The 23085-nt window shown below is 57.6% G+C and carries 20 protein-coding genes and 1 tRNA gene; 10 read left to right on the top strand and 11 right to left on the bottom strand.

Going from position 1 to position 23085, the window contains the following annotated elements; translation table 11 throughout:
* Window positions 1–79: 79 nt before the first annotated feature.
* From K5Q35_RS04710 to K5Q35_RS22615, 7 genes are all read right to left on the bottom strand, one after another.
* Window positions 80–3211 carry an efflux RND transporter permease subunit gene (locus K5Q35_RS04710; protein ID WP_220798607.1) on the bottom strand — a complete coding sequence of 1044 codons (3132 nt, stop codon included), beginning with the start codon at window positions 3209–3211 and terminating at the stop codon, window positions 80–82.
* 4 nt (window positions 3212–3215) lie between these two features.
* Complete coding sequence (locus K5Q35_RS04705) at window positions 3216–4382, bottom strand: efflux RND transporter periplasmic adaptor subunit (protein WP_220798606.1); 1167 nt, start codon at window positions 4380–4382, stop codon at window positions 3216–3218.
* A gap of 610 nt (window positions 4383–4992) precedes the next feature.
* Window positions 4993–5067 (bottom strand) — tRNA-Glu (locus K5Q35_RS04700).
* Between the two features lie 84 nt (window positions 5068–5151).
* Window positions 5152–6894 carry a single-stranded-DNA-specific exonuclease RecJ gene (gene recJ / locus K5Q35_RS04695; protein WP_220798605.1) on the bottom strand — a complete coding sequence of 581 codons (1743 nt, stop codon included), beginning with the start codon at window positions 6892–6894 and terminating at the stop codon, window positions 5152–5154.
* Window positions 6895–6928: 34 nt separating this feature from the next.
* Window positions 6929–7903 carry a class II fructose-bisphosphatase gene (glpX, locus tag K5Q35_RS04690; protein WP_013961927.1) on the bottom strand — a complete coding sequence of 325 codons (975 nt, stop codon included), beginning with the start codon at window positions 7901–7903 and terminating at the stop codon, window positions 6929–6931.
* Between the two features lie 84 nt (window positions 7904–7987).
* Entirely contained in the window at window positions 7988–9274 is a 1287-nt protein-coding gene (locus tag K5Q35_RS04685; RefSeq protein WP_220798604.1) for a homoserine dehydrogenase, read from the bottom strand.
* A 95-nt stretch (window positions 9275–9369) separates the two neighbouring features.
* On the bottom strand, window positions 9370–9624 hold the full coding sequence (locus K5Q35_RS22615) for a hypothetical protein (RefSeq protein ID WP_174270217.1): 255 nt from the start codon (window positions 9622–9624) through the stop codon (window positions 9370–9372).
* Window positions 9625–9913: 289 nt separating this feature from the next.
* Here K5Q35_RS22615 and K5Q35_RS04675 point away from each other — a divergent pair, with 289 nt between their 5' ends.
* Window positions 9914–10858, top strand: a complete 945-nt coding sequence (locus tag K5Q35_RS04675) for an NAD(P)-dependent oxidoreductase (RefSeq protein ID WP_220798603.1) — start codon at window positions 9914–9916, stop codon at window positions 10856–10858.
* 12 nt (window positions 10859–10870) lie between these two features.
* Here K5Q35_RS04675 and serS read toward each other — a convergent pair whose 3' ends face one another.
* Both serS and K5Q35_RS04665 read right to left on the bottom strand, forming a co-directional pair.
* Window positions 10871–12163: a serine--tRNA ligase gene (gene serS, locus K5Q35_RS04670; RefSeq protein ID WP_220798602.1), complete on the bottom strand. Its 1293-nt coding sequence runs from the start codon at window positions 12161–12163 to the stop codon at window positions 10871–10873.
* Window positions 12164–12252: 89 nt separating this feature from the next.
* Window positions 12253–13074, bottom strand: a complete 822-nt coding sequence (locus K5Q35_RS04665) for a serine protease (protein WP_220798601.1) — start codon at window positions 13072–13074, stop codon at window positions 12253–12255.
* 118 nt (window positions 13075–13192) lie between these two features.
* Between K5Q35_RS04665 and yajC the strand changes: the two genes are divergently transcribed.
* From yajC to K5Q35_RS04620, 9 genes are read left to right on the top strand one after another with little or no spacing between them, the layout of a single operon-like run.
* Complete coding sequence (gene yajC, locus K5Q35_RS04660) at window positions 13193–13471, top strand: preprotein translocase subunit YajC (protein ID WP_013961921.1); 279 nt, start codon at window positions 13193–13195, stop codon at window positions 13469–13471.
* A gap of 33 nt (window positions 13472–13504) precedes the next feature.
* On the top strand, window positions 13505–15166 hold the full coding sequence (secD, locus tag K5Q35_RS04655) for a protein translocase subunit SecD (protein WP_220798600.1): 1662 nt from the start codon (window positions 13505–13507) through the stop codon (window positions 15164–15166).
* A 1-nt stretch (window position 15167) separates the two neighbouring features.
* Entirely contained in the window at window positions 15168–16148 is a 981-nt protein-coding gene (secF, locus tag K5Q35_RS04650; RefSeq protein WP_013961919.1) for a protein translocase subunit SecF, read from the top strand.
* A 13-nt stretch (window positions 16149–16161) separates the two neighbouring features.
* Window positions 16162–16521 carry an Mth938-like domain-containing protein gene (locus tag K5Q35_RS04645; protein ID WP_220798599.1) on the top strand — a complete coding sequence of 120 codons (360 nt, stop codon included), beginning with the start codon at window positions 16162–16164 and terminating at the stop codon, window positions 16519–16521.
* Between the two features lie 44 nt (window positions 16522–16565).
* The gene (gene ccmA / locus K5Q35_RS04640) at window positions 16566–17186 is read left to right on the top strand and encodes a heme ABC exporter ATP-binding protein CcmA (RefSeq protein ID WP_220798598.1); all 621 of its coding nucleotides are present in this window, start codon (window positions 16566–16568) and stop codon (window positions 17184–17186) included.
* Window positions 17183–17839, top strand: coding sequence for a heme exporter protein CcmB (ccmB, locus tag K5Q35_RS04635; protein ID WP_013961916.1), 657 nt, complete (start codon window positions 17183–17185; stop codon window positions 17837–17839). Before ccmA ends, ccmB begins: the two co-directional genes overlap by 4 nt.
* A gap of 52 nt (window positions 17840–17891) precedes the next feature.
* Window positions 17892–18659: a heme ABC transporter permease gene (locus K5Q35_RS04630; protein ID WP_220798597.1), complete on the top strand. Its 768-nt coding sequence runs from the start codon at window positions 17892–17894 to the stop codon at window positions 18657–18659.
* Window positions 18656–18814: a heme exporter protein CcmD gene (gene ccmD / locus K5Q35_RS04625; protein WP_013961914.1), complete on the top strand. Its 159-nt coding sequence runs from the start codon at window positions 18656–18658 to the stop codon at window positions 18812–18814. The genes K5Q35_RS04630 and ccmD overlap by 4 nt, the downstream gene beginning before the upstream one ends.
* The gene (locus tag K5Q35_RS04620) at window positions 18807–19346 is read left to right on the top strand and encodes a DsbE family thiol:disulfide interchange protein (RefSeq protein ID WP_220798596.1); all 540 of its coding nucleotides are present in this window, start codon (window positions 18807–18809) and stop codon (window positions 19344–19346) included. Before ccmD ends, K5Q35_RS04620 begins: the two co-directional genes overlap by 8 nt.
* Window positions 19347–19388: 42 nt before the next feature.
* Here K5Q35_RS04620 and K5Q35_RS04615 read toward each other — a convergent pair whose 3' ends face one another.
* Both K5Q35_RS04615 and acnA read right to left on the bottom strand, forming a co-directional pair.
* Window positions 19389–20066 (bottom strand): VPLPA-CTERM sorting domain-containing protein, encoded by a 678-nt coding sequence (locus tag K5Q35_RS04615; protein ID WP_259650457.1) that lies wholly within the window; start codon window positions 20064–20066, stop codon window positions 19389–19391.
* A gap of 236 nt (window positions 20067–20302) precedes the next feature.
* Window positions 20303–22990, bottom strand: a complete 2688-nt coding sequence (gene acnA / locus K5Q35_RS04610) for an aconitate hydratase AcnA (protein ID WP_220798595.1) — start codon at window positions 22988–22990, stop codon at window positions 20303–20305.
* Window positions 22991–23085 lie beyond the last annotated feature (95 nt).

The following is a 23085-nucleotide window of genomic DNA, read 5'->3' as shown; positions in this document are numbered from 1 at the left end:
CGCAAACTGCTGACGGGACGAAGGGGATGGCCGACCAAATTCGGCCTGCGACACGCATTGTCGTGCAACGCAAAGCGGATCAGTTGGCTGGCGCATCCTTTCGTTTGAATGTCCCTTTGACCTTCTCCCGCAACGACTGCAGCAGAACATATAGCACTGGCACAACAATGACGCCGATCACCGTTGCGGCCAACATGCCACCGAAGACGGCGATACCGATCGCTTTTTGGCTCGCAGCACCTGCGCCGGATGCCACCAGAAGCGGTACAACCCCCAAAAGGAAGGACAGGGCGGTCATCATAACAGCGCGGAACCGCTGGCGCGCGGCTTGCAGGGCTGCTTCGCGGATGCTGGCGCCAGCCGCGCGTTGCTCCATTGCAAACTCCACGATCAGGATAGCATTCTTGGACGCGAGCCCAATCAGCATGATCATCCCGATCTGCGTATAAAGATTGACGTCGCCTGCCGTCACAAGAACGGCTGCGAGTGCGCCAAACAACGCAACAGTAACCGATAGCAGAATGCCCAGCGGCATTGTCCAGCTTTCATATTGAGCAACCAAAAACAGATACCCGAATATGATCGCAGCGGCCAAAACAAGAATAACGGTGCCGCCTGCATCGAGTTGTTGCTGCGCAGTCCCGGTCCACTCATAAGCGTAGCCGGGCGGCAGCGCTGTGAGGGCTTCTTCTTGCAGCACAGCGATGGCATCCCCTGTCGAATAGCCCGCCGCGGGAACAGCGGTCACGGTCGCGGCGCGAAACAGATTGTAGCGATTAAGAAGGACTGGTCCCAGAACTTTTTCAACGTTGATCAACGTGGACAACGGCGCCATTTCACCGCTTTGCGTACGGACATGGAGCCGTCCGATATCTTCAACCGTGTCACGGAAGGACACGTCGGCCTGTATCATCACGCGGTAGACCTTACCAAAAAGGTTCAGATCGTTCACATAAATCGAGCCGAGATGCGCCTGCAGGGTTTCAAAAACATCACTTACCGGGATGCCTAGGGATCTGGTTTTCTCGCGATCAAGGTCCACAAAGAGCTTGGGGACATTGGCGCTAAAGCTTGTATAGGCCTGCGCGATTTCAGGGCGTTGATTGGCCGCAAAAACAAGCGAATTGACAGCGGCTGACAGATCATTGGCCGCCCCGCCGCCGGTCTGCTGTACCTTCATCTCGACACCGGCGCTGACACCAAGACCCGTGATCGGAGGGGGGTTAAAGGCGAGAACCTTTGCAGAAGCCTCCTGCGACGCAATCCCGAAGATCTGCGTAAGAATCCCGTCGGCACTGAGGCTCGGTTCTTGCCGTTCCTCCCAATTGTCGAGATTCACAATGATCATTGCCCCGTTCGAGCCGACACCGTTCAAAAGGCTGAAACCGTTGACCTGAACCGTATTTGCAACGCCGTCCAATGCCCGGATCTGCGCGTTGAGGCGGTCAGATACAACTTCGGTGCGCTGTACGGTTGAGGCGTCGGGCAATTGAACGTCGACAAAGACATAGCCGTTGTCCTCCAGCGGCAGGAAACCCTTGGGTAAAGAACCCATCATGGAGCTTGACCCGATACCAAGCGCGATCAGAATGGCGAGCCCAAGGATCGGCAGGCGAATGAGACGGCCAACGATGCCCGCATACCCATCCCTGAGACCACCGATGACTTTCTCAAAAGCCGCAAGCAGCCCCTTTGGCGGCCCACTGCGTTTCTTCAAGACAATCGCACAGAGGGCAGGCGAAAGCGTCAGCGCATTGATGGAAGAAATCACAACAGCAACAGAAATGGTGACTGCGAATTGGGAAAACAGTTGCCCGGAGATACCCGGCATGAAGGTGACGGGCACAAAGACGGCCAGAAGAACCAGCGTCGTGGCGATGACAGGTGTTGTGATCTGCGTCATCGCTTTCGCGGTTGCTTCCGCCGGGCTGAGACCCTCTTCGGCAATCACGCGCTCGACGTTTTCGACCACGATAATGGCATCATCCACAACGATACCAATGGCGAGTACGAGCGCAAATAGCGAAATCGTGTTCAAGGTCATGCCCATGAGCAATAAGAAGGCAAACGTGCCAATCAGCGATACGGGTATGGCCACGGCGGGGATCAGCGTGGCGCGCGCGCTACCCAGAAAAACAAACACCACGGACATGACCAGAACGAATGTCAGGATCAGCGTGCTCACAACATCATTCAACGATTGTTCGACGAAATCTGTACTGTCAAACGGCACTTCGTAGGTCACGTCTTGCGGAAAGGCCTGTGAAAGCCGTTCAAGTTCGGAATAGACACCTGCGGCCACGGTCAGCGCGTTCTCGCCCGGTGCCTGATAGACCGCGAGCACGGTTGCGGGTTGCCCTTCATAACGGCCGGATACGCCGTAGGAACTGGCCCCCAGTTCGATGCGCGCGATATCTTTCATACGCAGCACACCGCCCGAGTCGCCGGTGCGTATGATGATATTTTCAAATTCAGCGACCGTCGCCAGACGCCCTTGCGCCGTGACAGAGTATTGAAATTGCTGATTGTCAGGGGCAGGGGGCGCGCCTATCTGCCCGGCAGAAACAGTCAGGTTCTGATCGCGAATAGCAGACATGACGTCGGCTTGTGTGACCCCTAGGCCGGTCATGCGATCCGGGTCCATCCAGATGCGCATCGCATAGGCGAAATCCGTCAGCACCTCTGCTTTACCGACCCCCGGCACCCGAGCCAGTGCGTCTTTTAAGTTGATTGAGGCATAGTTTGACAAAAACACTTCATCATATGTGCCATTGGGCGAGAACAACGTGGCGACCAGAAGCATGCTGGTCGACGATTTTTCCGTAACAACGCCGGTTGACGTAACCTCAACGGGTAAGCCTGACATCGCCTGTGACACACGGTTTTGCACGTTGACTGTTGCGATGGTGGGGTCGGTGCCGACATCGAATGTCACTGACAAGGAATAGCTGCCCGTGTCGCTGCTGTCAGAGGACATGTAGATCATGTCCTCCACGCCGTTGACCTCAGCCTCGATCGGGGCGGCGACGGTGCTTTCCACCGTTTCGGCATTCGCACCGATATAGCTTGCGGTCACGTTGACCACGGGCGGGGTGATGTTTGGAAACTGTTCGACCGGGATCACCGAATAGGCAACCAGACCCATGAGCGTGAGGACCGTTGAAATCACAATGGCCATCTTGGGACGCTTGATAAAAACTGTTGAAAGCATCAGGTCAGTTCACATCGCTTGTGCCGGTCAACACTGCGTTGACCTCGACGCCGGGGCGCACGCGTTGCAAACCCTCGACGATCACGCTTTCACCCTCGCGCAGACCCTCGGATACGACGACCGCGGTTTCCGCCTGCGGCCCCAGCACCACGTATCTTTGTTCGACCAGTTGTTGATCTGTCACGACGAGAACGAAATCGCCGCGTTGGTCACGCTGAACCGCATTTTGAGGAATGAGAACGCTTAGGGTTGGCTCCAGCGCTTCGATGACGACCGAAATAAACCCTCCATCAAGGATCATGCGTCGAGTATTCTCAAATTCCGCCCGCAGCGAAATTGTGCCGGTTGCGGGATTGATCCGGTTGTCGAGAAAAACCACCTTGCCGGGTTCCTCCAGCAAGGTGCCGTCGGGAAGCCTGACAAAAACATTGGGTGAGGCGCCATTGGAAATCAACTCGTCCATGCCCGTTTCCAACCGCTCAAGCACGCCTAAAAGCTGCGGTTCTGACAGCGAAAACGTCACATAAATCGGGGTTTCCTGAACCAGAGTTGCAAGTGGGCCCGTCGACGGGCCGACCAGAGCACCAAGACTGATGGTTGACCGACCGATACGCCCGTCAAACGGCGCGGTGATGTTGGTGCGTTCCAGGTTCAGCTCGGCTTCTCTGAGTGCCGCCTGAGCTGCAAGGAGATCTGCCTCGGCCACGGCGGCATTCGCCTGCGCGATATCAAGCTCGGATTCGGCAATAGCTTCCCGTCTCAGCAATTCCGTTTTGCGCACCAGTTCAATTTCGGCGAGTTTCACATTGGCATCCGCCCGCTGAACGGCTGCTTGTTGCGCCTGAAGCTCGGCTTGATACGTATCGGGTTCAATTCTGAAGATCACATCGCCTTCATTCACGGATGCCCCGTCTTCGACAACCATCTCGGTGATAATGCCGGTCACGCGGGCGATCAGGTCTGTTTTTGCAGATGCCTCCCCACGACCCACGAAAGTGGCTTCGCGTGTTAACTCCTCGCTGTAGGCGGCAGCGATGACAACTTTTGGCGCCGGGTTCGTTCCGTCTTGCGATTGCGCAGGCTTCGTCGAATAGCCGACGGTCAATGCGATACATACGGCAAGATAAACCGACGCACGTGCCGCACGTGAAAATGACGTCTGATGTGTCATGGATTCTCCGAATTCTACCAACGAAGTGCAATGTGATCACATCGGCGCATTAACGCAAGGCGCAACAGTTATCTCTCGCGCCGCGTGACGGGTGATTTCCGGGAATAGGGTGCTGCAACCATGAGCGCGGCAAAAAAAGTCTTTATGGTTTCAAGCTGAGCCTTTGATGTTGTTTTTTGTGCAGATAGCACAGGCCAAATCCTCACGCCGCCTTGTCCTCGCTCAGTCGGGAAAGGCGCGCAGTCTTGACCGACAATCAAGGTCTCAAGATGGCGCTTGAGTGTACTTATAGTGTGTCCACAAAAACCAAAGGATCATTAAAGCGTGTCGGAAGAAGGCCGGTGGTGAGTTTTCTCATCATCAAGGCCGAGAACGCAGGCATTGGAATGTTCCCCGACGGGCAACTCAAGAGAAACCGTCGGCTCTAAATGGCATCCGATGAACGACCAGCATCAAAGCACAGGTTTTAAGACGACCTGTTGCGGTGCTCAGAATCAAGAAAGCCTGCGTCTTGAACCCTCTTCATTTTTCGAATTATGAGATCATGTATTGGTGCGTATCCAACAGACGTCGGAACTCAATCAATTATTCATTAAGAATATGAATGACGTGGTAGCCCGTAGGGGAATCGAACCCCTCTTTCCAGGTTGAAAACCTGGCGTCCTAACCGATAGACGAACGGGCCACTGGCGCTGTGAGGGCTGATTAGGCAATCCGTGCCATCGGCGCAAGCGGAAATTTAGGACGAGGTGCAGAAATTTTGCGCCGCTCACATTGCAGCGGGTGCTGCATCCTCAAGTCGCAACTGCACGGATTGGCGTCCGCGCCACGTGTTGATGTCAAGTCGCCCGGCCAAATGAAAGCGCGCGCCGCCATGCGTTTCGAGGGTTGGGCCCAAATCGGTGTCGTATGCGCCAAAACAAATCGCGTCCATCGAGCCAGCATCGCTGCCAAAGCTCAGCTTGAGGTGATTTTCGCCAACACGTTTTGCGAATCTTACGGCCACATTCGCAAAGACATAGCGCGGGGCGGGGGCGGCGGCACCAAAGGGGCCCGCTTGCTCAATCTTTTGCACCAATTCAACGGCGGCGGCTTCGGGCATGAGCAACCCATCGATATGCAGATCGGCCGCGCCAATGGAAGAGGCCCCCTGTTTTTCGAGCAATTCAGACAAGCGGGCCATAGCCGTTTCAATCTTGCTTTCCTCCACGCTGAGCCCGGCCGCCATTTTATGACCACCGCCTTTCAAAAGCAGACCCTCGGCTGCAAGGCGCTGGATGGGCTGACCAAGATCGATGCCTGAAACGGATCGCCCGGATCCTTTGCCGATGCCATCTGCAATCCCGATGACGATACTGGGCCGGCCCGCAGCCTCCTTGAGGCGCGATGCGACAATTCCAACAACGCCTGGATGCCAGTCCGCTCCGGCGGCCCAGACAAGAGGGCGATCGAGGCCGCGTTCCTCGGCCTGCGCGAGGGCTGTGGCGCGCACTGCGGCTTCGATTTCGCGACGTTCCGTGTTCAGCTTGTCCAGCCGTTCAGCCAGTGCGGCAGCCTCATGGGGGTCATTTGTTGCCAACAAACGCGCGCCGAGGTCCGCTGCGCCTATTCGCCCTCCCGCATTCACGCGCGGCCCAAGTATAAACCCGAGGTGATATGCGTTCGGTTCCGTGTCCACACCCGCCACGTCAGCGAGAGCCGTCAAGCCAATCCGCTCGCGGCGGGCCAGAACCTTGAGCCCCTGACGCACAAAGGCGCGGTTTATCCCGACCAAAGGGGCGACATCCGCCACCGTCGCCAGCGCGACAAGGTCCAGAAAACTCATCAGGTCCGGACTTGTTTGACCGGCCTCGCGCAGCAACCGGCGCAGTTCCACCAGTAAGAGGAACACAACACCTGCGGCACATAAATGCCCAAGGTCGCCGCTTTCATCCTGCCGGTTCGGGTTGACCACGGCAAGGGCGGCTGGCAATTCTTCGGTGCCGAGGTGATGGTCCAGAACAAGCACGTCTGCACCAACGGCGGCGGCGATCGGACCATGGGAGAGCGTGCCACAATCGACGCAAACGATCAGATCATGTGCGCGGGCAAGCTGCGCCATCGCCTCGTCATTCGGGCCGTACCCTTCATCAATCCTGTCGGGAATATAAAGCGTGGCCTCGCGTCCCATTTGCCGTAACCATGACAACAAAAGCGCGGCAGAACTGCCGCCATCCACATCATAATCTGCAAAGATGGCAATTTTTTCGCGCTTGCGAACGGCGTCCAGAAAGCGGGTCGCCGCCTTGGTCATGTCTTTCAGGCTGCGCGGGTCGGGCATCAAGTCCCGCAAGGCAGGCGCAAGAAAGCTTTGCGCATCTTCGGCCTGCACCCCGCGTCGCGCCAATACCTGACATACCGGGGCTGGCAGGTCGGCGCGCTGTTCAAGCGTTTGTGCGGCGCGCTCCATCTCTGCGGTTGGGCCCACCCAACGCCTGCCTGTCAGAGAGCGTTCAATACCCAGAAAGCTCATACCAACGCCTCACCAATCACAGCCGACGGGACGTTCAAACCTGTGGTGACGAGACAGGTGTGCGGTAGTTCATGCGCCGTACCGATCCGGTTTTTGACCGCATGATCAACGTTTCGGTTGTCATCCAACCCGGTTCGCGGTGGACACCGGCCAGAATACTGCCGCCTGTCACACCGGTTGCTGCAAAAATGACGTCTTCGGTCACCATGTCATCGCGCGCATAGATACGGTCCAGATCGGTTATGCCAGCTTTGGCCGCGCGACCGCGCTCGTCATCGTTGCGAAACAAAAGCCGTCCGAACATCTGGCCACCCATGCATTTCAAAGCCGCGGCTGCGAGCACGCCTTCTGGTGCGCCGCCTTCGCCCATATACATGTCGATACCTGTTTCAGGTTCAGCGCAGTGCATCACGCCAGCCACATCGCCGTCGGTGATCAGGCGGATCGATGCGCCGGTTGCGCGCACTTCGCTGATCATGGCTTCGTGGCGGGGGCGTTCAAGAATACAAACCGTTATATCCGAAGGGGCGCAGCCTTTGGCCGCCGCAAGTGCCGCGACGCGCGCGCCCGGGCTCATGGCGAGTGTAACGACGTTTTCGGCAAACCCCGGCCCGATCGCCAGCTTGTCCATATAAACGTCCGGTGCGTGCAGCATCGAGCCGCGCGGCCCCATGGCGATCACCGTCAGCGCGTTTGGCATGTCCTTTGCCGTCAGGGTTGTACCCTCAAGCGGGTCCAGCGCGATATCAACACCGGGTCCGTTGCCGGTGCCGACCTCTTCGCCGATGAACAGCATCGGGGCCTCGTCGCGTTCGCCTTCACCGATGACGACCACACCGGCAATGTCCAGCATGTTGAGCTGTTCGCGCATGGCGTTCACCGCCGCCTGATCGGCGGCTTTCTCATCTCCGTGACCAACAAGGCGGGCAGAGGCCAGCGCTGCTGCTTCAGAGACGCGGGCAAGGCCCAGAGATAACATGCGATCATGAAATTCGGCGGTGGCAGGCATTACAAATTCCTTTTGGTCCTAGAGAGTGAGCGTCCGGACGGGTTGTAGCCGCCCCTGAGGGTGAGAACAATGTTGCTGTCTGTGTCAGACGTCTTCGATGCGCAGGGCGACAGGATCGCCAGACAGCACCGCCGTATCCTGCATGGCCGCCAAAGCGTCGGCGATGGCGGCGGGGGTGGTTTTGTGGGTAACGATCAAGACCGGCGCTGCCGTATCGTCGTGTCCATACTGGCGCATGCGATCAATCGAGACGCCAGCTTCACCCAAAACGGTCGCGATCTTGGCCAATGCGCCGGGTTTGTCATGCAATGACATGCGCAGATAGTAAGAGGCGGGCAGGGCGGCAGTGGCAGGTTGTGATGTTTCCAGCGTTGTCGCGGGCAGGCCAAATACCGGCCCCGAGAACCCGCGCGCCAGATCGCAGATATCGCTCAGCACGGCACTGGCCGTGGGGCCTTCACCCGCACCGGGGCCACGCAGCACGATCTGCCCGACGGCATCGCCCTCAAGGACGACCATATTGGTGCCCCCGTCAAGCTGACCCAAAGGTGACGTGGCAGGCACAAGGCAGGGCTGCATGCGCTGTTCGAGGCCGCGCGCGGTCTGTTGCGCGACGCCCAGCAGTTTGATCTTATAGCCCATATCGGCAGCGGCGCGGATGTCATCAATGCTGACGCGGTCGATGCCTTCCAGCGTGATGCCTGCAAAATCAACCTTGGTGCCAAAGGCGAGAGAGGACAGGATGGCCAGCTTGTGCGCGGCATCAATCCCGCCCACGTCCAGTTGTGGGTCCGCTTCGAGATATCCCAGTGCATCCGCCTCGGCAAAGACCTCATCATAGCTCAGACCGGCGGTTTCCATCCGCGTCAGGATGTAATTGCAGGATCCGTTCATCACGCCCATGACGCGGGTGACGGCATTGCCTGCCAACCCCTCGGTCAGCGCTTTGATCACGGGGATACCGCCCGCAACAGCGGCCTCGTAGCGCAGGGCGCGCCTATCCGCTTCGGCTTTTTCGGCCAACGCCTGACCGTGGATCGCCAATAGCGCCTTGTTGGCGGTCACGACATCCTTGCCCTTGGACAGTGCCGCTTCGACAGCGTCTTTTGCAGGCCCTTCCTCGCCACCGATCAGTTCGACGAAAACGTCGATGTCATCGCGCTGCGCCAGAGCAACCGGGTCCGCTTCCCATGCATAAGACGCCAGGGATATGCCGCGATCCTTGGATTTGTCCCGTGCCGAGACGGCGGTGATTTCAAGGCGGCGACCGGTGCGCGCCTCAAGTAAGGCGGCATGCTGCCTCAGAATGCGCAGGACGCCAATGCCAACCGTACCAAGACCTGCGATACCGAGACGAAGAGGCTGAGACATCGGGGTGATTCCTTTGCACGTGTGGATGTGGTGTCTGCGCGGCGTTTATCCTGTCAGCTTAAAGCGTGCAACGCGCAAGCGACCGCCCGACAGCGTTATTCGACCGACGTGCTGCGTAAATCGGCTGCGCGCGCGCGCAGCCGTGCGATCCGCCCGGCCAGTGCCGCCTCTGCCTCTATTTCGTCGGCCTGCTGTTCGGGGGAGGGCAGGCTGGCCTTATCGAGCGGCACAAATACAGGGTATTTGGACCCTTTGTTACTGCTTCCGGCTGCCTCGGGGAGGTCTGGCCAAAATCCACAGGCCGTCAAAGCCGTCGTGATGATAAGCAAAGGCAAAAATCGTAACTGCATCAAGGGAACCTTTTCGGGATGTGAAAACAATGCCGCAAGCCGCTTGCGCGCGCAAGCGTGGTTTGTTTGCTGCGCGAGGTGGGCCGCGGCGATGTCAGAGCTGGGCAGCGTGGGCGCCGTTCTCGAAATAAATTCGGTTACATCCGACAATCTACCAACACAGTGCACGTGATTTAGGTGTGGGCCCGTGGCTTGAAAAGCCCCCATCATTCGATCCGTCGTCGCAAACAGGCGCGACATGTCGTATGCGCCCCATAGTTTTGCGCGAAATACTAGGCAGGAGCGTGGAATGAAAGTCGGGTTTATCGGGTTGGGTAATGTGGGCGGCAAGCTTAGCGGGTCATTGTTGCGAAATGGTACGGACCTCTGGGTGCATGACCTGAACCCGGATTTTGTGGCGGCAAAGATTGCATTGGGTGCAAAAGATGGTGGTACGCCTGCGAATATGATGCAGAGTTGCGACGCTGTGATCACCTGTCTGCCAAGTCCTGCGGCCTCTGCCGCCGTGCTGGAACAGATGTTGCCCCATGTTGGGGCGGGCAAGATCTGGATGGAGATGTCCACAACCGATGAGGCCGAGGTTAAAAAAATCGGTGCCGAGGTGATCAAGGCGGGTGGGGCGGCGGTCGATTGTCCTGTTTCAGGCGGGTGTCACCGGGCGGACACGGGCAATATTTCAATTTATGCCGGATGCGACCGCCCGACGTTTGAGCGCATCTTGCCGTTGCTAACGCTCATGGGCCGACGCGTTCTGCATACCGGACCGTTGGGCAGTGCGAGTGTTTTGAAAGTCATGACAAACTATCTGGCGACCGCCAATCTGCTGACCCTGTGCGAAGCGTTGACGGTGATGAAAGCCGCCGGGATGGACCTGGCCACCACCTTTGACGCGATCAGCATCTCGTCGGGAACGTCGTTCGTGCATGAAACCGAAAGCCAGCTGCTGTTGTCGGGATCGCGCGATGTGAATTTCACCATGGACCTTGTGCAAAAAGACATCGGCCTGTTTCAGAAACTGGCCGAGGCGCATGACGTGCCGCTGGAAATTTCACCGCTGATCATCGAGATGATGCGCGACGGGCAACACCGCTATGGGGAGCGGGCGCAATCGGACCGCATGATCGAACGCCTCGAAGAGGCGACGGGCCTTGATGTCCGCGCGCCGGGTTTTCCCGACACGCTGATTGATGATGAACCCGAAGAACGCGGCTATGAAATCCACCCGACCCGGTAGCGGTAGGGGTGATCAGACCAGAGTGCCCTCAGCACTCAGCACGGTTTTGCCGCCGAGATAGCTGGCAAGGACCGGCGGCAGAACCACGGACCCATCCGCCTGCTGCCCGTTTTCCAACACTGCAATCAGGCAACGCCCCACGGCCAGACCTGAGCCGTTCAGCGTATGCACGAACTGTGGCTTGCCCCCATCGGCGGGTTTGTAGCGCGCATTCATGCGCCGTGCCTGAAAATCTCCGGTCGTCGAAACCGAAGATATTTCGCGATAGTTGTTCTGACCGGGCAGCCAGGCTTCGATGTCAAAGGTGCGCCGTGCACCGAACCCCATGTCGCCCGTGCAAAGCAGCACGGTGCGATAGGGCAGGCCGAGGCGTTCCAGAATATCCTCGGCACAGCGCAGCATGCGTTGTTGTTCCGCCTCGGACTGGTCCGGTTCGGTGATCGAGACCATCTCGACCTTCTCGAACTGGTGCTGGCGCAGCATACCCGCGGTGTCGCGCCCCGCACTGCCCGCTTCGGAGCGAAAGCACAACGTGTGCGCGGTCATCCGGATCGGCAGAGCAGCAGCGTCCAGAATATCACCTGCGACCGTATAGGTCAGGGGAATTTCCGATGTGGACACAAGCCACCAGCCATTGGTGGTCTGGTAGCTGTCCTCGGCAAATTTCGGCAGTTTGTCCGTGCCATACATCGCATCGTCGCGCACCAGAACGGGGCTGTTGATTTCGGTCAGCCCGTTGTGATCCACATGGGTGTCGATCATGAATTGCGACAAGGCACGATGGATGCGGGCAACCGCCCCTTTCAACATGACAAAACGCGCACCGGATGTCTTGGCGGCTGTGTCAAAATCCATCGAAGCGGCAACGCCACCGATTTCGTAGTGTTCCTTGGGCGTGAATTCAAAATCGGGCAGATGCCCCCAGCGGCGCACCTCGACGTTGTCATCTTCGTCGGCGCCATCGGGCACGTCATCGGCCGGGATGTTGGCAATCCAAGACAGTTTTTCTGTCAATTCTGCGTCCAGCGTTTTAGCGTCCGCCTGCATTTGCGCAATCAGCGCCTTCTTTTCAGAGACCAGCGCGCGCAATTGTTCAAACATCGCCTCATCGCCCTTTGCCTTGGCCTGTCCGACCTCCTTGGAAGCTTTGTTCTGTTCGGCCTGAGCGTTTTCCGCTGCGTTGATCTTGGCGCGCCGTGCTGTGTCCAGTGCGAGTATCGCCTGCGACATCGGAGCCTCCCCACGTCGCGCCAATGCTGCGTCAAAGGCTGCCGGGTTCTCTCGGATTGCGCGGATATCGTGCATGTCTCATCCTCGGATCTGAATCGTTTCTGGCTCTGCTTATGACCGAAGTTTGAATGGATCGTAAGCGTCGCATGGCCTGTCGGAGGGTGTTATTTGCGCAAATCCTCCCGTTTTTGCGCTTCTTTCACGGCGTCGCGTATCCAATCGTTGACCGGAACGGCAAGTGCTTCGCCCGCCGCGCCTTGGCGCGCGACGATGACAGCGCCAAGTTTCCACCCCGTTTGTGTTTCGATCATCACCGCCCCGCCTGACGTGCCGCTGATCACTTCGCATCCGTAAATGACCCATTTCGACGCGCGCAACGGCTTTCGGGGGCATCCGGCGGCACCGCTCAATGCGTGCGGACGCGTGTTCTGATACCCGAGCAACAGACCCGTTGAACCAGAGACTGCATTTCGCGGCAGCAGATCAACGGGCGGCAGGAGCGCGCGTTCGATAGGTTCCAACAACCGGATCATCGCAATGTCATAGGCGAATTTGGGCGCCCCCGTGGTCAGTGCATAAAGAGGGTGTATTTGGATATCTTTTGAAACACGGTGCGCGGTGAACTCGCCTCGAAACCACCCGGCCAGAAAATGGCGTTCCGACCACAAGCGCCCGTCAGACGTAACGCAATGTGCAGCGGTCAACACCAGATCAGGGGCCACCAATGTGCCAGAACAGCCGCTCGTGTTGCGAAAACCCGCGCCGTTTACACGTCCAACGGCCTGCCATTGCTGACGCGACTCCGCGTCCAGCATCGGCAGAGGACCGGCGATACCTTGCGGGACCTGAGAAAAGCACAGTGCGCAAATGGCAGACATCGCGCCAAGGTTTACCCGCCATGTCCGGCGCTGAGCGGTTTTGTGTCTGAACGCGGTTGTGATGGGCCGCGGCAGGCGCTTTTTCACGTCGCGAGACCAAGCGCGCATTTCATTTGCGATCGCCCTACGGTCTGTCTTGCAAAGCGCGCCATCAGACCATAGGTTCCGCCAAAATTCGCGTGTCGCGGAAGTGACGCGGTACGCCATCATGTAAAGGACCCTGTTCATGGAAGCATTCGCCCAGTTCGTACCACTTATCCTGATCTTTGCGATCATGTATTTCCTGCTGATACGGCCACAGCAAAAGAAAGTGAAAGAACATCAGGCAATGGTTTCGGCTCTGCGTCGGGGCGATCAGGTTGTCACGCAGGGTGGTATTCTTGGTAAAGTTGTCAAGGTCAAAGACGATGGCGAGCTTGAGCTTGAAATCGCAGAAGGCGTGAAGGTTAGAGTGATCCAAAGCACAATCGCCACAGTGGTCTCAAAAACTGAACCGGCGAAGTAAGACCGCCTTACAACGGCTTGAAAAGGCGTCACTATGCTGCAGATTGATCTTTGGAAACGGATCACGATCCTTTTGACATGTGTGGCCGGGCTTTGGCTTGCGATGCCAAACTTCTTTTACACGACCGTCGAGCAGCACAATGATGCGGTTCAGGCCATTGAACTTGGGGCGGACACGCCGGAAAACGCCGCGCTGCGGGCCGGTTGGCCGGAATGGATGCCATCGGGTCTGGTGAACCTTGGACTGGATTTGCGCGGTGGCGCGCATTTGCTGGCCGAAGTCAGGGTGGCGGATGTTTATGCGAACCGGATGGAATCGTATTGGCCCGAGATACGGGATTCGTTGCGCCCAGAGCGTGAAATAATCGGCACAATTCGCCTGCAGCCTTCCCCGAGTGATGAGGTGCATGTCCGCATTTCGCAACCTGAGGGAATGCCGCGCGCGCTGGAAATCGTGCGCGGGTTGGCCCGGCCCATCCAGACGATCACGGGCGTAGGCGCGAATGACATTGAGGTGCGCGCGGAGGGTGATCTGCTGATCGTGACCATGTCGGAGGCGGAAAAACTGGCCTCCGATGAGCGTACTGTGCAGCAAAGCCTTGAGATCATCCGCAGGCGGATTGACGAGGTCGGCACACGCGAGCCCACGATCCAACGGCAAGGATCCGACCGTATCCTGATACAGGTGCCGGGGATCGGCTCGGCGGCGGAACTCAAGGACATCATCGGCACCACAGCGCAATTGACGTTTAACCCGGTTGTCAGCCGTGGATCAGACGCCAACGCCAGCCCGGGTCTGGGCAACAAGCTCGTGCCATCCGTGGATGAACCCGGTGCCTTTTACACGATCGAAGCCGCAGCGGTCGTCACGGGCGAAGAACTCGTCGATGCGCAACCCGCCTTTGACCAGAATGGACGGCCTGCGGTCAACTTCAGGTTTAACACATCCGGCGCGCGGAAATTCGGGGATTATACGGCGGAAAATATCGGTTCGCCCTTTGCCATCGTCCTGGATGACGAGGTCGTGAGCGCGCCCACAATCCAAAGCCATATTCCCGGTGGGTCGGGCATCATTACGGGGCGGTTCACGGTCGAGGAATCAACCAACCTCGCGATTTTGCTGCGTGCAGGTGCGTTGCCAGCGGGCCTTGAGTTTCTCGAAGAGCGCACAATCGGTCCCGAACTCGGACAGGACAGCATTGACGCAGGCAAGATCGCGACGATTATCGCCTTTGTGGGCGTGCTGGTCTTTATGTTCCTGAGCTATGGCATGTTCGGATTGTTTGCGAACGTGGCGCTGATCATAAACATTGGCCTCATCTTTGGCCTGCTCAGTATGATCGGCGGTACGCTGACCCTGCCGGGTATTGCGGGGATCGTGCTGACCGTCGGTATGGCGGTGGACGCGAATGTGCTGGTTTTTGAACGCATCCGGGAAGAGTTGAAAACCTCCAAAGGGCCGGCGCGTGCCATTGAACTGGGCTATGAAAAAGCGCTCTCTGCCATTCTGGATGCGAACATCACGACCTTTATCACAGCGGTGATCCTGTTTGCGATGGGGTCAGGGCCAGTGCGTGGCTTTGCCATCACGCTGGGCCTTGGGATCCTCACGTCTGTCTTCACGGCGATCTTTGTCACGCGGTTGATGATCGTTATCTGGTTCGAGCGTAAGCGCCCGAAGAAAATCGAGGTCTGATATGCGTCTGCGTCTGGTTAAACAGAATACCAACTTCGATTTCTTCAAGCGCTGGAAGCTCTGGCTGGGGATTTCCGGTGTGATGATGGTCGTGGCCTTCGCTTCCTTTATGCTGCAGGGCCTGAACTACGGCATCGACTTTCGTGGCGGGACAACCATCAGGACGGAAAGCACGCAGCCGGTGGACATCGGCGTTTATCGTGAGGCGCTGGCTTCGTTGGAACTGGGCGACATTTCCATTACCGAGGTTTTTGATCCGCAATTCGAAGCCGACCAGAACGTCGCAATGATCCGCATCGAGGCGCAAGAGGGTGGCGAGGCGGTCGAGGGCCAGTTGATCAGCGATATAGGTGCGGCCCTTCAGGCGGCGGATCCGGGTCTGAAACTGCCCTTTGCTTCGGTGGAATCGGTCGGGCCGAAAGTGTCTGGCGAGTTGATCCAAACCGCTGTGATTGCGGTGGTTTTGGCCATCGGCGCTGTCCTGATTTACATCTGGTTACGGTTTGAATGGCAGTTCGCAGCCGGGGCGGTGCTCGCGCTGGTGCATGACGTCATTCTAACAATTGGTGTTTTTTCCGAGCTTCAGATCCGCTTTGATCTGGCCATCATCGCCGCCTTGCTGACCATCGTTGGCTATTCTCTGAACGACACGGTCGTTGTGTTTGACCGTGTGCGCGAGAATCTTCGAAAATACAAAAAGCGTCCGTTGAACGAGGTTTTGAACATTTCGATCAACGAAACACTGAGCCGAACCTTCATGACCTCTGTGACGACGCTTTTGGCGTTGATCGCGCTCTTTGTGCTGGGCGGTGATGTGATCCGAGGCTTTGTTTTCGCCATGATCTGGGGGGTCATCGTCGGGACATATAGTTCGATATTTGTCGCCTCGGCTGCATTGCTCTATCTTGGGGTCAAACGGGATTGGTCCAAGCCGGATGCCAACTCAGGCAACCAATACGCCAATATCGATCCTAAAACCTGACATTAGGCACGCCATGCGACTGAACGAGATCAGCTTTACAGACGCCAAACCGATCGAAGGCTACGGGCCGGGTTTCTTCCGTATCGGGGGCGAGGTGATCCATGGTCCCGTTGTGGCGGGTCCAGAGGGTACTGTGCCTTGGGCAGGTTTTGACGATGATGCGGTTCTGCTCGCCTTGGCAGGCAAGATAGATGTGCTCTTTGTCGGTACGGGCAGTGAAATTGCGCATCTTCCGACCGCTCTCAAAGACAGCCTTGAAGAGGCCGGGCTTGGCGTTGAGGTCATGGCGTCGCCCGCCGCTTGCCGGACCTATAACGTCCTGCTGAGCGAAGGGCGGCGTATCGCGCTGGCCCTTATCCCCATCGCGTCATGAAATCGTGCTTTTGTGCCGTGGCGCAATAGGTTAACGATCTGGGCATGACAGTTTCGGTACATGACCTTTGCGTGGCCCGCGGTGGCGTTCCCATCCTTGTCGATGTGACTTTTGATCTGGCTGCGGGGGCTGCATTGATCCTGCAAGGGCCCAATGGGTCCGGGAAGACCACCTTGTTGCGCACGCTGGCCGGGTTACAGCCGCCACTGGCAGGTCACATAGAGGGATGCGAAGACCGCATCGCCTACGCCGCCCATTCAGACGGTTTGAAGTCCATGCTGTCGGTTCAAGAGAACCTGCGGTTCTGGGCCGCCGTCTTTGGACGCTCGGACATCGCGCCCGCGCTGGATGCATTTAATCTGCATGATCTCACGGATCGACTTGCCGGGACGCTCTCGGCAGGGCAGAAACGGCGCCTTGGCCTCGCGCGTTTGCTGGTCACCGGACGCCCGATCTGGATGCTGGATGAGCCAACGGTATCGCTGGATAAAAATGCGGTACAGATGTTTGCCGCTGCTGTTGAGGCGCATATGGCGTCGGGTGGATCAGCATTGATCGCCACGCATATCGATCTGGGCCTGCGTGACGCGCAGGTGCTGGATGTAGGTCAGTTCAAGGCATCCTCGGACGCGCTTGCGGGTGCCAGTGATGAGGCATTCTTATGAAGGCGCTGCTGGCACGCGATCTGGCCCTTGCGCTGCGGGCAGGGGGCGGTTTTGGATTGGGGCTGGCCTTTTTCCTGATCGTGACAGTGCTGGTCCCGCTTGGCGTTGGGCCGCAGGCTGAACTGTTGTCGCGGATCGCCCCCGGTATCTTATGGCTCGGCGCATTGCTGGCCTGCCTGTTGTCACTGGACCGGTTGCTGGCGCTCGATTGGGAAGACGGTACGCTGGATCTTTTGGCGACATCGCCTTTACCACTTGAGGCCGCGCTCAGCATCAAGGCGCTCGCCCATTGGATCACGACTGGCTTACCCCTTGTGCTGGCCGCACCGGTTCTGGCTATTCTGTTGAACCTGCCGGGCCCCGGGTTCTTCTGGCTGGTGTTGTCGCTCGCGCTGGGGACGCCTGCGCTCTCCGTGATCGGGACGTTTGGCGCGGCATTGACCGTCGGTGTGAAACGCGGGGGACTGTTGATGTCGCTGCTGGTCTTGCCGCTTTATGTTCCGACGCTGATTTTCGGCGCCGAAGTCGCCCGTCGCGGCGCTGTGGGCATGGACACGCAAACCCCTGCACTGATGCTGGCCGGGATCACGCTGGGGGTGATCGCGGTCATGCCCTTTGCATCGGCTGCCGCCCTGCGCGTGAATCTGCGATAAGCGTGGCGTTTTGCCCATTGAGGCCCAAGAAGCGAGTGACTAAATACGAGATATGACATTAGCCAACGAAAAACCCGCGCCCAAACGGCCCAGTACGTTCTGGAGCTACGCCAACCCGGTCAAGTTTCTGGCGCTCAGCGAACGCGTATTGCCGACACTCTGGGTGCTTGCCATAGCCTGTCTGGTGGTTGGTTTGGTCTGGGGATTTTTCTTTACACCGGATGATTTCCGGCAGGGCTCGACCGTAAAGATCATCTATCTTCACGTGCCCTCCGCGATGATGGCGATTAATATCTGGGTGATGATGCTCGTCACGTCTCTTATCTGGATAATAAGGCGGCACCATGTCAGCGCCTTGGCGGCCAAGGCCGCGGCACCGATCGGGGTGGTGATGACCGTTATCGCGCTGTTGACCGGCGCGATCTGGGGGCAGCCCATGTGGGGGACATGGTGGGCGTGGGATCCGCGTTTAACCTCATTCCTCATCCTGTTTCTGTTTTATCTGGGCTACATTGCGCTCTGGGAAGCGATTGAGGATCCTGATACGGCGGCTGATCTCACGGCTGTCCTGTGTCTGGTCGGGTCCGTTTTTGCAGTCCTGTCACGCTATGCGGTGAATTTCTGGAACCAGGGCCTGCATCAGGGCGCATCCCTGAGCCTCGACAAGGAAGAGAACGTGGCGGATGTATTCTACTTTCCGCTGCTGGTATCCATTGCAGGCTTTGTGTTGCTGTTTCTGGCGCTTGTGTTGTACCGCACAGGCACTGAAATCAGACTGCGCCGCGCCAAGGCCCTTTTGGCGCGGGAGGCGCGCTCATGATGCCCGATCTTGGAAAGTACAGCGAGGCGGTTTTGTCCTCCTATGCTGCAACGTTATTGTTATTGGCCTTGTTGGTTTTCATCACGTTACATAGAGGGCGCAAAGCGCGCCGTGCCTTGGATGAAATCGAACGCAAAAGAGACAGAGATGCCTAAGATATCACCGCTGATGATCGCACCGCCGCTGATATTTGCGGGATTCATTGCATTGGCGGGTGTGGGCATGTTTCGCAACGACCCCAACGAACTGCGGTCGACCCTGATTGGCAAACCCGCGCCGCCGATTACGGAGGTGGGTCTGCAGGGGTTTGAACCGGTCACCCCCGAGGCGATGGCAACAGGTGAGGTCACGCTGGTCAACTTCTGGGCATCCTGGTGCCCGCCCTGTCATGCGGAGCATCCAAAGTTGTTGGAAATGGCCGCAAAGGGCATGCCGATCATCGGCGTGAATTTCAAGGACAACGCGGGTCCCGCCGGGAGTTACCTGACCGAAGATGGAAACCCGTTCCGGGCGGTTGCCTTTGACCCTCCCGGGCGGACGGCCATCGATTGGGGTGTAACTGCGCCACCGGAAACATTCATCCTTGATGCTGAGGGCACTGTTCTATTTCGCTTCGCCGGTCCCTTGATCGGCAGCGATTATGAACAGCGGTTCCTGCCGCAGCTGGAAAAAGCGCTTGCCCAATAAAAAACGCCCCTGAGGGGCGTTTTTCAAACTTTAAGGTCTGGTTCAGGCCTGTTTGCGGCGCTTCATCCATGCGAACGCACCGATACCGCCCAGCAAGAGAGGCAGACCGGCAGGGACCGGTACTGCGGAAACCTCGATCTCACCAATGGCGCCGGAACGGCTGAACACGACTTCTAGCTTGTCGCCCGTCGCACCGTTGAAATCGAGCACTGTGAATTCGTTATTGTTCGGGTTGTTGCCCGTATCCGATTCATTGGCTGACGTCAGCGAGAATTCCTTCACGAGGGTCGAACCGGAGAACAGGCGGGCTGTTGTTCCAGTTTCTGAGTCCAGAAGAAACAGTTCATCGAGAATAACATCTGTCAGAAAGCTGAATACAAGCGTTCCGCCGCTTCCGTTGTCATCCGGTGCGCCGTTGTTTTCCTGAACGATCAGCGCATTACCAAAACCACGTTTGTCGTTTGCATCTTCGGCGTTCGTGAAGGGCGACAACAGGTCTTCGTCTTTCGTGGTGTCCACCGCCCCAAGCGTGTTGAAAACCACAGCTTTGTCTATGCCCTTGAAGGCGGTGATGTCGGCCACAATACCACCACCCAGATCGGTATTCGTCCCGAGAACTGCACCTTCGGCAAAGTTGTTGAAATCTACTGTCGCCGCGTGGGTCATCCCAGCGGCCCCTGTCATAACCGCAGCAACTGCGATACTTTTTAGCACACTCATTCTATATCCCTTTTAAAAGTAGAAGCGCGCGTGCTGTGTAGCTGAGGTTAAAAATTAGTAAACGCAAAAACGCAGGGATAGTTAAGATAACACGTTCTTTTTACTCAATTGTTCGAGAATGCGCTATAGCGTTCCCGCAATATGAGAATGCCAAATTTGCACTCTCTTTATTGGTGTGTTTTGAAGTGAATGCACCCCGGCAGGCGGGCGTTTTCGCCCCGGGGTGCGATCTTGTTCTAGGCGGCTTTCGCGAGATTGCGCAGCACGTAATGCAGAACACCACCGTGCTCAATGTACTCGATTTCGATTGCGGTATCGATTCGACATTTGAGCGTGATGGCCTTGGATGTGCCGTCGGCCATCGTGATGGTGCAGGGCACTTCTTGCAAAGGCTGTATCGTATCCAGACCGGATATCGATACTTTCTCATCCCCGGTCAGTCCGAGCGATTTGCGGGTATCCTCACCGGTAAACTCAAACGGGATCACCCCCATACCTACAAGGTTTGAGCGGTGAATACGCTCAAAACTTTCGGCGATGACAGCTTTGACCCCAAGCAAGGCCGTACCCTTGGCTGCCCAGTCGCGTGAGGATCCGGCTCCGTATTGCTCACCGCCAAAGATCACGAGCGGTGTACCTGCTTCCTGATGCGTCATTGCAGCGTCATAGATCGATGCCTGCTCACCGTTGGGGCCCTTGGTATAGCCGCCTTCAACACCGTCCAGCATTTCGTTCTTGATGCGGATGTTTGCAAAAGTGCCCCGCATCATGACTTCGTGGTTGCCACGACGCGAGCCATAAGAGTTGAACTCGCGCACGGGCACCTGACGTTCGATCAGATACTGCCCCGCAGGTGTCGTATCCTTGAAGGATCCGGCCGGTGAAATGTGGTCCGTCGTGATCATATCCCCGAGAATGGCCAGCACAGAGGCGTTCTCGATATTGCTGATCGTTCCCGGTTCCTGACCCATACCCTGGAAATAGGGTGGGTTCTGGACATAGGTCGACGAGACGGGCCAGTCATAGACCTTGCTGTCCGTGGTGCTGACGCCCTGCCATTTTTCGTCGCCCTTGAAGACGTCGGCATATTTGGTCAGGAATGCCTCACGGGTTACGGTTCTCTCGACCAGTTCTGCGACTTCCTGGCTGGAGGGCCAGATGTCCTTGAGGAAAACATCATTGCCATTCTGGTCCTGTCCGATGGCATCCGTGGCCAGATTGATGTCCAGCGTGCCCGCCAAGGCATAGGCGACCACAAGCGGTGGGGAGGCCAGATAATTGGCGCGCACATCCGGGCTGATACGCCCTTCGAAATTGCGGTTGCCCGACAGAACAGAGGTTGCCACGAGATCGCCTTCAGCAATCGCTTCGGAGATTTCTTTTTGCAGCGGACCGGAGTTGCCGATGCATGTGGTGCAACCATAGCCCACGAGGTTAAAGCCGATGCTGTCCAGATCGTCCTGCAGCCCAGCAGCTTCCAGATAGGCCGACACCACCTGACTGCCTGGCGCGAGGGAGGTCTTTACCCAAGGCTTCCTGTTTAATCCCAGCGCTGCTGCTTTGCGCGCCACGAGACCCGCGCCAATCATGACGTAAGGGTTCGACGTATTGGTGCAGGAGGTGATCGAGGCGATGACAACCTTGCCCGATTCCATGGTGTAATCTTCACCGGCGACAGCGACCTCTTTGCCCATGGGACGCTTGAACGTCTCTTCCATCTCTTTGCGGAAGGCGGTTTGTCCGTCTGTCAGGGCCACAAAGTCCTGCGGACGTTTCGGTCCTGAGATCGCAGGAACAATCGTTCCCATGTCCAGATGCAAGGTATCTGTATAAATCGGCGCGTAGTCCGCATCCCGCCAGAAGCCATTTTCCTTGGCATAGGCTTCGACCAGAACGACACGGTCTTCGTCCCGTCCGGTATTGCGCAGATAGCGCAGGGTTTCGGCGTCAATGGGGAAGAACCCGCACGTTGCCCCATATTCAGGGGCCATGTTGGCAATCGTTGCGCGGTCAGCAAGAGGCAGGCGATCCAACCCTTCGCCGTAGAATTCCACGAATTTTCCGACCACACCCTTGGCACGCAGAAGCTCAACAACCTTGAGCACAAGGTCAGTGCCGGTGGTGCCTTCCATCATGGTGCCTGTCAGCTCAAATCCGATCACTTCGGGGATCAGCATGGAAATCGGCTGGCCCAGCATTGCCGCTTCAGCTTCAATACCGCCGACGCCCCAGCCCAGAACAGCGGCACCATTGACCATCGTGGTGTGGCTGTCGGTGCCGACAAGCGTGTCAGGATAGGCCACTTCGGCCCCGTTCTGGTCGGTATCCGTCCAGACGGTTTGGGCCAGATATTCAAGATTAACCTGATGGCAGATGCCGGTTCCCGGTGGCACAACGCGGAAGTTGTTGAACGCTTTCTGTCCCCATTTCAGGAAGGTGTAACGCTCCATGTTCCGCTCATATTCGCGGTCCACATTCATCTGGAAGGCACGCGGGTTGCCGAATTCATCGATCATCACCGAGTGGTCAATCACCAGATCGACCGGGTTCAGCGGGTTGATCTTTTCAGCATCACCACCAAGGCTGATGATGGCGTCGCGCATCGCCGCCAAGTCCACAACCGCTGGCACGCCGGTGAAATCCTGCAACAGCACGCGGGCAGGGCGGTAGGCGATCTCGCGTGGATTTTTGCCGCCCTGTGCACCCCATTGCGCAAAGGCCTTGATGTCATCGACGGTGACGGTCTTGCCGTCTTCAAAGCGCAGCATGTTTTCAAGAACAACCTTGAGTGCGGCGGGCAATTTTGAAAAGTCACCCAGACCCGCAGCGGTTGCCGCCGGAATAGAATAGTAATCAATAGTTTGCGCGCCTGCTGACAGTGTCTTGCGTGTTTTTGAAGTGTCGTGACCAACGGTAATGGGCATGAGGGGCTCCCTTCGGCTGAAAAGTGGTCCTGAGTGGCTCTCGGGTTGAATGCCGTAACGCCTTACAAAACACAACCGCTTTGAAGGCGTCTGCG

Source organism: Roseobacter sp. OBYS 0001, from assembly GCF_019654895.1.
Taxonomy (GTDB): domain Bacteria; phylum Pseudomonadota; class Alphaproteobacteria; order Rhodobacterales; family Rhodobacteraceae; genus Roseobacter; species Roseobacter litoralis.
This window is presented reverse-complemented; position numbering and strand designations above follow the sequence as displayed.

Excerpts from the sequence above, each read along its gene's own strand:
- K5Q35_RS04710 (WP_220798607.1), bottom strand. The coding sequence starts at position 3,211 with ATGCTTTCAACAGTTTTTATCAAGCGTCCCAAGATGGCCATTGTGATT.
- K5Q35_RS04705 (WP_220798606.1), bottom strand. The coding sequence starts at position 4,382 with ATGACACATCAGACGTCATTTTCACGTGCGGCACGTGCGTCGGTTTAT.
- recJ (WP_220798605.1), bottom strand. The coding sequence starts at position 6,894 with ATGAGCTTTCTGGGTATTGAACGCTCTCTGACAGGCAGGCGTTGGGTG.
- glpX (WP_013961927.1), bottom strand. The coding sequence starts at position 7,903 with ATGCCTGCCACCGCCGAATTTCATGATCGCATGTTATCTCTGGGCCTT.
- K5Q35_RS04685 (WP_220798604.1), bottom strand. The coding sequence starts at position 9,274 with ATGTCTCAGCCTCTTCGTCTCGGTATCGCAGGTCTTGGTACGGTTGGC.
- K5Q35_RS22615 (WP_174270217.1), bottom strand. The coding sequence starts at position 9,624 with ATGCAGTTACGATTTTTGCCTTTGCTTATCATCACGACGGCTTTGACG.
- K5Q35_RS04675 (WP_220798603.1), top strand. The coding sequence starts at position 9,914 with ATGAAAGTCGGGTTTATCGGGTTGGGTAATGTGGGCGGCAAGCTTAGC.
- serS (WP_220798602.1), bottom strand. The coding sequence starts at position 12,163 with ATGCACGATATCCGCGCAATCCGAGAGAACCCGGCAGCCTTTGACGCA.
- K5Q35_RS04665 (WP_220798601.1), bottom strand. The coding sequence starts at position 13,074 with ATGCGCGCTTGGTCTCGCGACGTGAAAAAGCGCCTGCCGCGGCCCATC.
- yajC (WP_013961921.1), top strand. The coding sequence starts at position 13,193 with ATGGAAGCATTCGCCCAGTTCGTACCACTTATCCTGATCTTTGCGATC.
- secD (WP_220798600.1), top strand. The coding sequence starts at position 13,505 with ATGCTGCAGATTGATCTTTGGAAACGGATCACGATCCTTTTGACATGT.
- secF (WP_013961919.1), top strand. The coding sequence starts at position 15,168 with ATGCGTCTGCGTCTGGTTAAACAGAATACCAACTTCGATTTCTTCAAG.
- K5Q35_RS04645 (WP_220798599.1), top strand. The coding sequence starts at position 16,162 with ATGCGACTGAACGAGATCAGCTTTACAGACGCCAAACCGATCGAAGGC.
- ccmA (WP_220798598.1), top strand. The coding sequence starts at position 16,566 with ATGACAGTTTCGGTACATGACCTTTGCGTGGCCCGCGGTGGCGTTCCC.
- ccmB (WP_013961916.1), top strand. The coding sequence starts at position 17,183 with ATGAAGGCGCTGCTGGCACGCGATCTGGCCCTTGCGCTGCGGGCAGGG.
- K5Q35_RS04630 (WP_220798597.1), top strand. The coding sequence starts at position 17,892 with ATGACATTAGCCAACGAAAAACCCGCGCCCAAACGGCCCAGTACGTTC.
- ccmD (WP_013961914.1), top strand. The coding sequence starts at position 18,656 with ATGATGCCCGATCTTGGAAAGTACAGCGAGGCGGTTTTGTCCTCCTAT.
- K5Q35_RS04620 (WP_220798596.1), top strand. The coding sequence starts at position 18,807 with ATGCCTAAGATATCACCGCTGATGATCGCACCGCCGCTGATATTTGCG.
- K5Q35_RS04615 (WP_259650457.1), bottom strand. The coding sequence starts at position 20,066 with ATGAGTGTGCTAAAAAGTATCGCAGTTGCTGCGGTTATGACAGGGGCC.
- acnA (WP_220798595.1), bottom strand. The coding sequence starts at position 22,990 with ATGCCCATTACCGTTGGTCACGACACTTCAAAAACACGCAAGACACTG.